The organism is Clostridium sp. D53t1_180928_C8 (assembly GCF_015667795.1).
Classification (GTDB): Bacteria; Bacillota; Clostridia; order Clostridiales; family Clostridiaceae; genus Clostridium.
In genome coordinates this window covers 28,889-42,967 of record NZ_JADPEL010000026.1, presented here as the reverse complement: position 1 = coordinate 42,967, position 14,079 = coordinate 28,889, and the positions used below count along the sequence as shown (strand labels likewise).

At 27.6% G+C, this 14,079-nt stretch carries 17 protein-coding genes; 2 read left to right on the top strand and 15 right to left on the bottom strand.

Features of this window, described 5'->3' with window-relative positions; all coding sequences use genetic code 11:
- The coding region (locus tag I4V51_RS14155) for a hypothetical protein (protein WP_195989088.1) at positions 1-493 on the top strand (493 nt) is incomplete at its 5' end.
- 46 nt (positions 494-539) lie between these two features.
- Here I4V51_RS14155 and I4V51_RS14150 read toward each other — a convergent pair.
- The 10 genes from I4V51_RS14150 to I4V51_RS14105 form a co-directional block, all read right to left on the bottom strand.
- Positions 540-1,094, bottom strand: coding sequence for a metal-dependent hydrolase (locus tag I4V51_RS14150; protein ID WP_195989087.1), 555 nt, complete (start codon positions 1,092-1,094; stop codon positions 540-542).
- A gap of 138 nt (positions 1,095-1,232) precedes the next feature.
- Entirely contained in the window at positions 1,233-2,633 is a 1,401-nt protein-coding gene (locus I4V51_RS14145) for an FAD-binding oxidoreductase (RefSeq protein WP_195989089.1), read from the bottom strand.
- A gap of 49 nt (positions 2,634-2,682) precedes the next feature.
- Entirely contained in the window at positions 2,683-3,903 is a 1,221-nt protein-coding gene (locus I4V51_RS14140; RefSeq protein ID WP_195989086.1) for an electron transfer flavoprotein subunit alpha, read from the bottom strand.
- A gap of 13 nt (positions 3,904-3,916) precedes the next feature.
- Positions 3,917-4,705 (bottom strand): electron transfer flavoprotein subunit beta/FixA family protein, encoded by a 789-nt coding sequence (locus I4V51_RS14135; RefSeq protein ID WP_195989085.1) that lies wholly within the window; start codon positions 4,703-4,705, stop codon positions 3,917-3,919.
- A gap of 162 nt (positions 4,706-4,867) precedes the next feature.
- Positions 4,868-5,569, bottom strand: a complete 702-nt coding sequence (locus tag I4V51_RS14130; protein ID WP_195989084.1) for an LrgB family protein — start codon at positions 5,567-5,569, stop codon at positions 4,868-4,870.
- Between the two features lies 1 nt (position 5,570).
- A complete protein-coding gene (locus I4V51_RS14125) occupies positions 5,571-5,978 on the bottom strand; it encodes a CidA/LrgA family protein (RefSeq protein ID WP_195989083.1) in 408 nt (135 codons plus the stop codon).
- Positions 5,979-6,211: 233 nt separating this feature from the next.
- On the bottom strand, positions 6,212-6,901 hold the full coding sequence (locus I4V51_RS14120) for a FadR/GntR family transcriptional regulator (RefSeq protein WP_195989082.1): 690 nt from the start codon (positions 6,899-6,901) through the stop codon (positions 6,212-6,214).
- A gap of 173 nt (positions 6,902-7,074) precedes the next feature.
- Positions 7,075-7,452 carry a NifB/NifX family molybdenum-iron cluster-binding protein gene (locus I4V51_RS14115; RefSeq protein ID WP_195989081.1) on the bottom strand — a complete coding sequence of 126 codons (378 nt, stop codon included), beginning with the start codon at positions 7,450-7,452 and terminating at the stop codon, positions 7,075-7,077.
- 4 nt (positions 7,453-7,456) lie between these two features.
- Entirely contained in the window at positions 7,457-7,840 is a 384-nt protein-coding gene (locus I4V51_RS14110; protein WP_195989080.1) for a metalloregulator ArsR/SmtB family transcription factor, read from the bottom strand.
- Positions 7,841-8,206: 366 nt separating this feature from the next.
- Positions 8,207-9,001: a histidinol-phosphatase HisJ family protein gene (locus tag I4V51_RS14105; RefSeq protein WP_195989079.1), complete on the bottom strand. Its 795-nt coding sequence runs from the start codon at positions 8,999-9,001 to the stop codon at positions 8,207-8,209.
- A gap of 214 nt (positions 9,002-9,215) precedes the next feature.
- Here I4V51_RS14105 and I4V51_RS14100 point away from each other — a divergent pair, with 214 nt between their 5' ends.
- Entirely contained in the window at positions 9,216-10,307 is a 1,092-nt protein-coding gene (locus I4V51_RS14100) for a GerMN domain-containing protein (protein ID WP_195989078.1), read from the top strand.
- 101 nt (positions 10,308-10,408) lie between these two features.
- On the opposite strand, the gene I4V51_RS14095 is transcribed toward I4V51_RS14100, so the two are convergent.
- The 5 genes from I4V51_RS14095 to I4V51_RS14075 all read right to left on the bottom strand — a co-directional run bounded on the left by I4V51_RS14095 (position 10,409) and on the right by I4V51_RS14075 (position 13,989).
- Positions 10,409-10,699 (bottom strand): hypothetical protein, encoded by a 291-nt coding sequence (locus I4V51_RS14095; RefSeq protein WP_195989077.1) that lies wholly within the window; start codon positions 10,697-10,699, stop codon positions 10,409-10,411.
- 210 nt (positions 10,700-10,909) lie between these two features.
- Positions 10,910-11,293 carry a VOC family protein gene (locus I4V51_RS14090; RefSeq protein WP_195989076.1) on the bottom strand — a complete coding sequence of 128 codons (384 nt, stop codon included), beginning with the start codon at positions 11,291-11,293 and terminating at the stop codon, positions 10,910-10,912.
- A gap of 16 nt (positions 11,294-11,309) precedes the next feature.
- Positions 11,310-11,783, bottom strand: a complete 474-nt coding sequence (locus I4V51_RS14085; RefSeq protein WP_195989075.1) for a C-GCAxxG-C-C family protein — start codon at positions 11,781-11,783, stop codon at positions 11,310-11,312.
- 567 nt (positions 11,784-12,350) lie between these two features.
- On the bottom strand, positions 12,351-13,148 hold the full coding sequence (locus I4V51_RS14080) for a sulfite exporter TauE/SafE family protein (RefSeq protein WP_195989074.1): 798 nt from the start codon (positions 13,146-13,148) through the stop codon (positions 12,351-12,353).
- Between the two features lie 229 nt (positions 13,149-13,377).
- Positions 13,378-13,989, bottom strand: coding sequence for a hypothetical protein (locus I4V51_RS14075; RefSeq protein WP_195989073.1), 612 nt, complete (start codon positions 13,987-13,989; stop codon positions 13,378-13,380).
- Positions 13,990-14,079: the final 90 nt, after the last annotated feature.

The following is a 14,079-nucleotide window of genomic DNA, read 5'->3' as shown; positions in this document are numbered from 1 at the left end:
TTTTGCAGGTATGCCTGCATATTATTTAACAGTACTTTATTCTATTTATTACAAAAAAATATCTAAAAATAAATCTAATTTAAAATTTGAATATAATACTAATTCTATAGGTACGTATATTCCTTGTATTATCTTATTAATAGTAAGCATAATATTTACTATTTATACATTTATGAATAGTATAACTCCTTATTACTTAATTGCAGTAGTTATTGTTAATATATTAGTATTCTTTTCTGTAAAGGTAGCTTGTACTAAATTTGCAATATACGATAACTATGTAGTTGTAAAAAATAATTATGCTGAATTCAACGAAATTCAAAGCGTAGTCCTTGAAAAAAAAGATAAAGAAAATCTTTATGAATTAAAACTTACTACTAAATATGATTTACTTATTTGTCCAATAGTAACAGCAGATCCAAAAGCTATACTAAAATCAATAAAATCATATTTACCTAAAAATATAAAAATAAAAGAATTGGCAGCTAAATAGTTGCCAATTCTTTTATTTTTAATAGATATTTTATTTTGTTTTAACTTTACCAAGTTACTGTTGTCTTATTTTTAGAATTTTTGCATGGTAGCTTAAACTCAAAAAACCTTAAAGTTTTCCCTCTTGGTGAAAATCTATCACAAACAATATGTAAAATATACCCCATAGAAAATCCTAATGCTAAATATATATTTCCTGTTAAATATATACTTCCACAAAACATTAACGTACCTAACCACTTATGAGTAAACATTCTATGTGGAGATAATTTGCCTAATATAGTTGTTATACAAAACATAACTGTTGCAAAACAATTTCTAATATTACGTTCTAAAAAGTTTATTACATCACTTACACTTAATACTACTCCTAACATATATCCTAATACTATTGCTATTATAGAAAATGTTAATATCTTATTAAAAGCTTGCCTAGCCTTAGAATTATGTGAATCAATATCCGGCATATAGGAGCCAATAAATCCACCAATAATTAAAGGAACTAAATATACAGCACTATCAAAGGTCTTAGTAATTAAAAAACCAATTCCCATAGTAGCTGTTGCAGTAGTTCCAACAATCATATGTTCTTTTCCCTTCATCTGCTTCATTCCTCTGTCGTTTTATAAATCTCACTTATGATTTTACTATACTTTTAACTAAAGTGAAAGTATGTTCTGTTATATATTTTTTATTTAAGATGCCCCTGGAATATCCCAGAGGCACTCTATATTTATCTCTTATTGACATACCTTTCCTGGATTTAAAATATTTTTAGGATCAAAAGCAAGTTTTATCCCCTTCATAATATCTATAGATTGCTTTGGTAATGATTCATTTAAATATGGTTTTTTAGCAAAGCCTATACCATGTTCTCCAGAAACCTGTCCACTTAGTTCTCTTGATTTCTTATATAAAATTTCCATAACATTATTAAGCTTATTATTCCATTCCTCAGAATTTAAATCATCCCTTAATATATAAATATGAAGATTACCATCACCAGCATGACCAAAACTCTTTATTCTTATATCTTGTGATTCTTCAACTTCATGAGTAAACTTAACAAATTCAGCAACCTTATTTCTTGGTACAACAACGTCAACCTCATCCATTTCAGTTGTTAATGCTTTTATAGCTTCTAAGAAAGCACCTCTAGCACTCCAAATAGCTTCTTGTCTTTCTTCAGTGTCAGAAATAAATACATCTAATGCACCATTTTCTAAACAAATATTAGCAACTCCTTCATAAGCCCTTTCAATTTCCTCTTTTGAGTTTCCATCAAATGTTAATAATAAATATGCATCTGATGATTTATCAGGAAATGGCTTCTTTAAAAACTCCTCTGCAGCTATAATTGCAGCTCTTTGCATAAACTCTATTGCTGTTGGTATAGATTTAGATTTAATTATTTTAGGTACAGTTTCTATTGCATTATCTAAAGTATCAAAAGGTACTAAAAGACTAATTGCCTTCTTAGGTAATGGTAATAATCTTAGTATGGCTTTTGTAACAATTCCTAAAGTTCCCTCAGAACCTACTATTAAATCCTTTAATGCATATCCAGAGCTATTTTTAACTACCTTTCCACCTACATTAATAATTTCTCCATTAGGTAAAACTACTTCAAGACCTCTTACATAATCTCTAGTAACGCCATATTTTACAGCTCTCATTCCACCAGCATTAGTACTTATATTTCCTCCTATAGTAGCAGTTTTTTCTCCTGGGTCTGGTGGATAAAACAAGTCAAACTCTTCTACATATTTTCCTATTTCCATAAGTAACACGCCTGGTTCAACCGTTAATGTTAAATTTTCTTCATCTAACTCTAAAATATTATTCATTTTACTTAAATCAATAACAATTCCAGCTTTAATAGGTACAGCTGATCCAACAAGCCCTGTTCCTGAACCTCTTGGAGTTACTGGAATATTATTATCGTAAGCATATTTCATTACCTTAGAAACCTCTTCACTACTCAATGCCTGTACTACAACATTAGGCATAACTCTTACAGATCCTAGTTCATCTCTACTATAATCTTCACTTATATCTTCACCATATAAAACTCTATCACTATCATTAATTAAACTTAATATATTATTATAATCCTCTACAGAAAATCTCTTATAATCCATCATAAATTCCTCCCCTTTCATCTTTACCTCAAAGTTAAATAAAACTTGGCTAAATACTATTTACAGCTACTTCTTCTATTGCTCCTGAGACATTACTTTTAATCTTTTCAATTAACATAGGTATAACATCATAAATATCTCCAACTATACCATAATGAGCAACCTTAAATATTGGAGCTTTCTCATCATTGTTTATAGCAAATATATAATCAGAATTATTCATTCCTGCAGTGAATTGAACTGCACCAGATACACCGCAAGTAATAATAAGCTTTGGTCTAACAGTTCTACCACTTAATCCAACTTGTCTTTTTGCATCAACCCATCCTGCTTCAATTAAAGGTCTAGTAGTTGCAAGCTCTCCACCTAAAAGTTCTGCTAATTCTTTAATCATTGCTAAGTCCTTTTCACTCTTTACACCTCTTCCTGCAACCACTAAAACATCAGCCTCACTTATTTCCTTTTCTTTAGATTTTGGAACTACCTCTAATACCTCAATATTAGACCTTAATTTTCCCTTTCCTATAAATAATTTAACTATTTCTCCAGTTTCATTCTCACTTCTTTCTGGCGCTGACATAACCTTATATCTAACCGTTGCAAGTTGTGGTCTAGAATTTGGAGTAACAATTTGAGCCATAATATTTCCACCAAAGGCTGGTCTTATTTGAACTAAATCTGTATTTTCCTTTATATCCAATATAGTACAATCTGCTGTAAGTCCTGTTCTAAATCTAGCTGCAACTCTTGGTGCTAATGACCTACCAACTGTTGTTGCTCCAACTAATAACACTGATGGTTTTACAGTATTTATAAAATCTTCAATTACTGAAGTATAAGGTTCAATTCTAAAAAATTTTAATTCCTCATCATCATATAAAAACACCTTATCAACACCATAATGTAGAAGTTCATGAACTCTATTTTCAATATTATCACCCATAGCTATACAGTAAACTTTTTGATGTACCTTATCTGCAAGCTCTCTTGCCTTTCCTATAAGCTCAAGTGTTACAGGATGAATTTCTCCATCTACATGATCTACGTAAACAGCAATTCCATTCCAAAGACTTTTATCTATTTCTTTCTTTTCATCTTCAATAAATACCACTGCACCTTCTGGACCTTTTCTTACACATAATTTACACATTTTACAACCACTATTTATATCTAACTTATCGTCTTTAATTTCAAGAGCACCAAAAGGACATATCTTAACTAATTCATCTTTATTCCCTACTTTATCTTGATTAATCACTAATCTTCCCATAACAACTACCCCCTTAAATAAATTTTAATTCCTTCAATGTATTCTCAATTTTATTAACTATTTCCTCGCTACTACCTTTCCACATCTCTCTCTTATCATTAACCTTAGGAGGGAAAATTCTTTCAACTTGAGTTGGAGAACCATTTAACCCATAATGCTTTTCATCTTGATCTTTAAAATCAGATAAACTCTTAATATCTATATCCCTATCCTTTGTCGCTAGTTTTTTCTTATAAGAAGGTAATCTAGGTTCAAAGATTCCTTTTTCTACTGTAATTAAAGCTGGTAACTTAATATCTACTATCTCTAATGTATTTGGCATATCCATTTCAACTACAATAGATTCCTCTTTAACTTCTATTATTCTTCTAACATTAGCAACATGTGGTATGTTTAAATATTCCGCCATTTCTGGACCAACTTGCGCAGTATCACCATCAGTAGTTTGCTTTCCACAAATTATTAAATCAAATTCTCCCATACTTTTAACCCCTTGAGACAAAGTATAAGAAGTTGCTAAAACATCTGCCCCTGCAAATTTTCTATCAGATAGCAATACACCATGATCAACACCCATTGAATAAGCTTCTTTAATAATTTCTTTAGCTTGAGGTGGTCCCATAGTTAAAACATTTATTTTACCACCCTTATCTTCTGAAACTTTAAAAGCTGTTTCTAATGCATATAAATCATATGGATTCATTTTTGAATCAACACCATCCCTTTTTAAAACTCCAGTAACTGGGTCAACCTCAACCTTAGATGTTCCTGGAACTTGTTTAATACAAACCAAAATATTCATAATTTCTCCTCCCTTATATACCTAAATTAAAACACCTTGTACAATTTCTACTTTAATAAAATTATATCTATTAAAGCAAAAATATAACTTTTTAGAAAATTTATAATTTAAAATTGGTAATACCAATTTTCTTTGCAAACAACTTTATAACTAAATTATTAATTAAAACAATTTGGTTACAATACTAAAACATAAAGGCGCAATTACAACTGTAATAAGTCCTGCAATTCCAATTGATAATGAACTCATGGCACCTTCTGTTTCACCTATTTCCAAAGCCTTAGAAGTTCCTACAGCATGAGAAGCGGTTCCTATGCCAATTCCTCTAGCAACTGGATCAGTTATTCTACATATTTTACATACTATTGGTGCAATGATTGCTCCTGTTATTCCAGTAATAACAACAGCTAATACAGTTACTCCTGTTATCCCTCCAAGACTATTTGAAATTTCAATACCTATAGGTGTAGTTACTGATTTTGGCAACAAAGAAATAATAAGATCATTATTTAAATTAAATATTTTTGCTAATAAAATAATAGATAAAACACTGATAAAACATCCTATTGTTATGCCAATAATAATAGGTATGAAATTCTTCTTAAGTAAGGATAATTGTTTATAAAGTGGAACTGCTAATATTACTGTTGCTGGACCTAAAAACATATTTATAAATTGACCACCCTTATTATATGTTTCAAAATCTACATTAAATATTTTTAAAAATGCAATTACTAAAATTATTCCTATTAAAAGTGGATTAAATATTGGTAGTTTTGTTTTTTTATAAAGAATTTGTCCAATTTCATATGCAACTAACGATATAAAAATTCCAAAAAACATATTAGAAGTGAAAATATCCATACTATTCAATCCTTTCTAAAGAAACTGTAGATTCTTTATTTTTATTCTTCTTAGCTGAAGTAGCTTCCATTCTTTTTGAAACGAACTGAACTGTTAATCCTGTAGATGACATGACAATAAAAGTAGTTAAGACAACTATAAATAGTATTTGAGCAACACAATTACTTATTATCCCAAAGTAATTCATAAGCCCTACACCTGCCGGAATAAATAGAAATGCTAAATTATCTAATATAGATTTTGCTGCATTTTCTATTTTTTCTAATTTAATAATACCTGTAACTAAGAAAAGAAATAGAAATATCATTCCCATAATATTGCCTGGTATAGGTAATGATAAGCCTTTTGAAACAATCTCCCCTAAGAAATAAACCACTAAAACTAAAATCCATTGCTTAAGAATATTCATCTTATCCTCCCACATATTTTCCTTAAATTGGTATTACCAATTATCTATATTATAAATCTACACCTTCCATTTGTAAATAATTGTTATTTAATTAACGTAAACGTTTTTATTTATAAAAAAATAAGCTTTTATAAACAAACTGGGAATATATTAAAACTATTAATTCATACTTAAAATAAATTACAAAGCAATTTATTTTAAGTATGAAAAATAGGATTTTAACACATTCCCAGTTAAATTTCATAAGCTTTTTTAATTATATCAAAATGATTTTTCATTGAAATTATAGCTCTACCTTCATTTCTTTCTTCAAGTGACAATACTATTTCCTTGTGACTATTTAATAAAATTTTCCTGTTATTATCTTCACAAAGTATGATTTTTCTAGACTCCTTGATAAACTTATCCATAAGTTGAGATATAGCTCTAAGAACATTAATTATTAATGGATTATTAGAAGACTTAACAATTATATTATGAAATCTAATATCTAATAATAAGCTTTTATCCTCATCACAAGTTTTATCCATATCATTGATAATTTCTTTTAATAAGTTAATATCCTCATCTGAAATAAATCTGCTTGCCATTCTACAGCATTCAATTTCAAGAGTTTCTCTTAATTCATGAATATCACCTGTTGAATACTCTTCTAACATAAACATTATTGATAATGGTTCAAAAAGTGAATTTCCAAAACTATTACTTATATAATTACCAGAACCCCTTTTACTTTCAATTAACCCTATAATTTCAAGAGTCCTAATTGCTTCTCGTATTGACGTTCTCGAAACATCTAACTTTTCTGCCATTTCTCTTTCTGATGGTAATCTATCTCCATTTTTCAATTCACCACTTAATATTTTTTCCTTAATATCATTTATTACTTTTGTATAAACTTTTGTCTCTTTGAAATTCCTCACTCATCTTACCCTCATTAATTATATTTTTATTATATATTTTACTACGTTTCTAATTTAAGTTAAAGGTTTGTAACTGAAAAAAAACCTCTTCAAGGTACACTAAAACATGCTAACCTTGAAGAAGTATTATTATTTACATAGCCTATGAGACAATTTTATTTAGAAAATTTTGTTTAATTATGATGGTGTGAACACCCGTGATGATTACATGTGTGATTACTGTTAAATTCCTTTAATTCACCCTTATTTAAAGAATCAATATTATCACCTATAGTTCCTTCAACAGCTTGATAAACTTTAATCCCCATCGAATTTAATTTTACAATAGCTCCTTGACCTATTCCTCCAACAACTACCGCATCAACTACTTCACCTGATAAAGCTTTAATAGGCTGACATTTTCCATGCTCATGGCCTAAATCACCATTTCCTATTGATTTAACATCATTAGATTCTAAATCGCAAATTACAAATTCTGGTGCACTACCAAAGTGATTATACGGAACACTATTTAACCCTTCATTTGATTTAACTGGAAAACATACTTTCATTTCTTTACTCCTCCTTAAACTTTTTTCTGCAACAACCCTTCATTGTTTTGCATCCCTGCTTACATCTAGCAGTACTAAAATCACTAATTTTAATATTATATTTTTTACTAATTAAATCTACATCCTTATGAATAAGGATATCTATCAAGCTTTTAGCTTCCTCTAAAACCTCCTTATTTAACTCGTACATAACATAATATCCATTTTTATAAGCTATTATAAGATTAGCTTCTTTAAGAACTTTTATATGCTGTGAAACAGCCGCTTCTGAAATCTCAAGATGCTTTGCAATTCCTTTTGCACATATATTCTTAGTAGATAATAAAATTAATATTTTTAATCTTGTTTCATCTCCAATAGCTTTAAAAACTTTAACCTTTTCGTTCATAAGTACCTCTTAATTTAATTATGAAACAACTCCCTCCTAAACTGACTGAGTTGTAAATTCATCTTAGCCAAATCTAATATTCGGAGATTTATTTAAGTAATTACTTAATTAAATTATATTCTTCTTAATCAAATTTCTCAAAGTCATTTTAAAGCCAATTAATCTCATAATTAATTAAATAGCTTTAAATTCATTATTTAAAGCCAACTCTCTTCCAAATTCAGTAAATATCTCATTTTTAATATTATCACATAATTTTTTAATTATTATTTAACTTAAATCATAAAAATTCATTTAAATAAAGAAGTTCCTTAAGGAGTTGTTTAACTCCTTAGGGAACTTCTTTATTTAAAATGTTAATTATTATTAAATTTCTACTGCTATTGGTTTTCTATTTTCAAACTTATAAATTTCTTTAAATCCAATTGATTTTAAAACTTCAATACTTTCTCTAATTCCTGCACCAACATCTTCTGCCTTATGAGAATCAGAGCCTACAGTTATTATTCTTCCACCTAAGTCATAATACATTTTTAAAATATCTATAGATGGCATAGTTTCATTAACTACTCCTCTTAATGTAGAAGTATTAACTTCAATTCCCTTACCAGCCTTGATTATATTATTTAATACTTCCCCTATAGTTTCTTTATACTCATTAAAATCATAATTACCATGAGTATTAAAAGCATACCTCTTCATTAAATCTAAATGAGCTACAACATCAATATGTGGTGAAGTACAAACCTTATTTACTTCTTTAAAATATCTTCCATAGCTTTCTTCTTTCGTATTAGCACTCATATATGTAATTAGCCCAACATTATAATCAAAATTATGTACTGATCCTAATATAAAATCAAAAGGAATATTTTCGAGTATTAATCGTAATTCCTCTTCATTTTCATGTGGCTCACAAATTTCAATTCCAGCTTTTATTGTAAGCTTGTCTTTAAAAATTTCTCTAGCTTCTCTTATTTCATCACTATATTTCTTTATATTCATATAGCCATGACTTTTTATTCCTTCTTTAACTGCAAAGTGCTCTGTAAAACAAATCTCATCAATTCCTTGTTCTATTGCAGCTTCACAAACTGAAGTTACAGTTTCTTTACTATCAAAAGAGTTGTTTGAATGAATGTGATAATCAATTAAGTACATATTATTCTCCTTACCTGCTACAAATTTTGCTGTTTCAATTTAGTATAACATATAATTTAAGGTCTTACTTATATAATAATATCTCTATACTCTATCTAAACCTTTACCTGACACAATATATTATGGAAATTTATTTTTCATAATAATGTTAACTATTAACATATATTCATATAATAATAATAAAAAACAAAGTTTATATTAAAAGGAGTAAGCAATGAAAAAGTATCTTTTAAAAATTTTTGCTTTACTATCGTTAACAATCTTTCTTTTAGGATGTACAAATGTAAATAACGAAATAATAACTGAAGATGATAATTTTAATAAAACTAGCGATGAATCATTAGATAAATCATCAAATCAAAATAATAACTCTGATGAAGATAATAAAAATAATAACTCTTTAAATATAGAAGATAGAAACTGTAGAATATTCTTTTTTGACTCTAATGCATTAAAATTAAAGTATACAGATACAACTATTCAAGTGAAAGATGGTGCAATTATTAAATCATTAACAAATGCACTTCAAAATACAAATAATAATGATGATTTCTTAACACTCACAAAAAAAGTTTCAATAAAATCTGCGACAATAGACATGAATACTGATGTATTAAAAGTTGTGTTTTCTGATGATTATACTAAATATATGACACTTGGAACTGCTACGGAAGCTGGATTGCTGTCCTCATTGATTTGCACCTATGGCTATAATTTAGGGGTAAAAAAAGTAGCTATTTATTTTGGTGATGAACTTTATACTTGTTTACGTGGAGATTTACCTGAAGGATATTTTAATGTTGATTACTCTTTTGCTGAAGAATATGTTAAAGAAGGAATTGATAAAAATACCTCTAAAGATAATATAGTTGATAAGAATTGTAGACTTTTTTATTATCATTGTGCTGATAATTGCTATTACTATAAAGATACTGTAATTTCAGTAAAAGATAATTCTTTAATTTCACCACTTACAGAAGAGCTAAAAAAAGAAGTTAAGCCTGGAATATCAATTTTGCCACAAAGCCTTTATGTTAAAAGTGCAAAACTAGATAAAACTAATGACTTATTAACTGTAGATCTATCTAGTGATTATTACGATGCTATAAAAAATCTTGGAAGTAGTGCTGAAAGTGGAATTTTAGATAGCATAATGTATACCTACTGCTATAATTATGATGTTAATAATTTTATTCTTTTAATAGACGGAAAACCTTATAGTGGAAATCATATTTTACTTGAGGATAATGAATACTTTACTATTAATTATGATAACATTAAAGATTATTTAAAACCATTAGAGTAAAAAAAAGCTGGTACATCCCATTCTAAATAAAATACATTTCCATTTAAGTATTTTACTTATGTACCAGCTTAAATTTAATTATAAAATAGTCTGTTCTTCCCCTATAAAAGTTCAGTTTTTAATTGAATTTCTTGAAGTTTTAAATAAAACTCTTTAAATTCCTTAACTGAAAAAACCTCAAGTCCTTCTAAATCATCTTTGAAAATATACCCTAATTCACTTAAACTATACTCAATAGTTTTATCATTTTTTAATTTAAAAATTATAGTATCCCCACACTTATTACAATTTACATTAACTATTTGAGTCTTTTCTTCCACTCTATTAATTACTTCTTTGATTATTCTTACTGACTCTTCTGCTAATTCAACTAACTTTTCCTGTGTACTCATGACCATCCCCCTAATAAAAATCTGGCTTTAAGTTCTTACAAGCTAATTATACAAAATATATTTAAGATACATTGTCGAATCTTGCTATTCAGTTCTTGGTAATTTACTCCAACACAGGTAGCCATATATAAAATATAGGTTTATAAAGGTTTATTTTTATTAAAAAAATTAATAAAATTATTAAAATCATTTAAAGTATAATATTACCTACTACTTTTCATATAATTCAAGAGGTAACTTGTCTGGATCCTCAAAGAAAGTAAATTTTCTTAATGTAAATTCATCTATTCTTATAGGTTCACATTTCACTCCATTTTTTTCTAAATAATTAACAGTTTCTTCAATATCATCTACTTCAAAAGCCAGATGTCTAAGTCCTCTTGCTTCAGGATAACTCACTCTTTCCGGAGCATTTTTAAATGAAAATAATTCTATCTGACTATCCCCAAGTTCTAAATCTAACTTGTAAGATTCTCTCTCTTCTCTATAAACCTCTCTAATTACATTAAGACCTAAAATTTCAGTGTAAAACTTTTTTGATATATTATAATTTGAACAAATTATCGCTGTATGATGTATCTTATTTATTTTCATATTCTTCTCCTTATATTTATTTATCTATATTTTTCAAATCAAACTCTCTAACTACTATTTCTGCTACCTTTTCTGCAACTAATCCTGTAAAGTGAATGCACTGCTCTTTATGTTCTCCTTGTGCCATATCGAATTCCTTAGTTAATATTCGACAACATAAAGCATTTTTTCCATTAACCACTTTAAAATAATCATGTAACTCCTTCGCTACCTGTAAGTTTTTTTCAACTTTAGGATCATTTTGTGTTGTTCTTCCAAAGAATAACCCTAATGCCATTACTCCTCCAGAAACAGCTCCACATAAACACTTAGACCTTCCTATCCCAACTGGAAATCCTGATGCCATGGCAATAACAATTTCAGGAATATCTAATTCAAAATTACTTCTAATACTACTCATTACAGCCTCTGAACAGAAAAATCCTCCTCTAAATAAATCCTCTGCATCTTTTTTTACCTTATTAATACTAATTTCCTTTTTCATTTGCATTTTCAAATCCTCCTAAAGTCAATTTATATCTAATATTTTTTCTAAACTATTAATTAAATAAATGCATCTAACTGGTATTTTACGGAATAATATTATTTAATTCAAGAAAAAAATAAAGCAATAAATAGCTTGTCCTATTTATTGCCTTATTTTATACCCTCTTATACCATAATTGTTTTTTACCCTAATACCATATATAAACTATAAGAAACCTTACCCATTATCTCTTATATGTTTATAATCTCAATTCTCTAATACCCTAATGTATCTTCATACTCTTTAAGTACGGCTTCTTTTTCAGATTCTTTTACTTTCTCAGTATTCTCTTTTAATTCCTCATTCATTTCTACAACTTTTAAATCCTCAACCATATTAAATCCTCCCACGTGCATACTTTGTATACGTTTTCTCGTTATGTATTTATTATATCATATCTTTTCCACTTTTCCATATATTTTTTAAAAATTTTCTGAATTTTTTCTTTTTTTATAATTTTTCACAAAAAAAATGCCTTCGATGTAATTTATTTTAATAAAATTACCCCTAAGACATATTATTATTAATCTATTATAACATCATTAAAATACCTGATATAAATAGTGCTATGTAAACAAATTTAGTAAATATATCACCATTAATTTTTTTATGAACTATGTTACTTACTACTATTGCTATAAATACAAATATCATAGTTATAGCAGAAATTTTTATTATCTCAAAATTTATTTCACCATTAAATATATTTATACTTAACATTATTATATTTAAAGTTGCCCATAATGCACATAAAGTAGCTCTAAAGCTTGACTTATTTTTTATATTCTTAGTTGCATATACTACAACAAATGGCCCTCCACAAGTAAATGCACCATGAATTATTCCACCTAAAAACAAAATAATATCTTCTACTATTCTCATTCCCTTAGGTGTTTCAACTTTCAAATCTTTGGTTTGGGAATCTGCTGCAAATTCTTCTGCATAAACTAATTTAGGTTGTTTTCTCACCTTAATAAATACATCGTATAATCCTTTAATAGCAACACCAATCATAAATATTCCTAGTAATATTTTCAATGGCCTTTCAGGTAAAAACTTAAATAACCACATTCCTATTGGTAAACCTAATATCATTAGTAGAGCTATTTTAACAAATTGCTTTATATCAATATATTTATAATCTCTAGCTGCAATTATTATTGAAGCTATTAATACTACAACTGTCATTACTGGAACTGTAAGCTTTAACCCCATAACCATAGATGCTAAAGGTAATGCCATAATAGTTCCACCAAATCCTATTAACCCTTCAATAAAATATGTACACATAATTATAAGTGCAAATAATATAGTTTTATTTAATTCCATTTTTCTATCCTCTAACCTTTAGTTTTCCTTTGTAAATTTCATACCTTAATTGTTTGAATATGTTTTCTTTTTATTATCACCTACTACTAATTTATTTTTCATGTTTTTAATACATAAATTACTATATCACAATAAAATATTATAAATCAAAAGTCTTACCTCTAGTTTAAGTTAAATACAGCCTATAACTTTATATGTATACTTTAGTTTAAACTAGAGGTAAATACCATTAAGGAGTTAATATTGGTAATGATTCACTTTCTAATATACAATATCTAATATTATTATTTGTTAGATTACAAATCTTATTATCTAGTGTAAAATTAAATGCTACTCTGATCCTTACATTATTTATTACAAAAATTTGCCCATTTTCTCTATCTCCTAACATATTAAAAATGTTTAATGCCATACTTTGATGCTGTTGCCCAATAACAAGTGTAATAACCTCTGGGCATTCTCCACATCTTCTACATTCTATATACTCCTTATGCAATGCCCATATTATATTATTTCTATCTAAAATACTTCTTATTAGCGATATAACCTCGAGAGTTTTACATCTTTCCCTTTCAGCAATATAACCTTTCATTTCACCCTCTATACTTCCAATAGAAGAATTTACTATATTATTAATAATGTTATAAAGATTATTAAAATACCTCTTTCTAAATTCTACAAAGCTACTTTTAAGTAAAAACTCATCATCCCATTCATTATTTTTTAATATATCTTTGCAAACTTTTTTTTCAGCTTTATAGTATTTCTTTTTTATTCTCGAAACTGTCTTCCTACATAAAACCTCTTTCAGATTACTTATTTCTTGTATATCTGATGACATATACTTCCTCCAAATATATCATTCCTACTATAATTCTACAGTCAAACTATAACTTTTATTCTAATAAAAAATCTACCTCTTAGATAAATC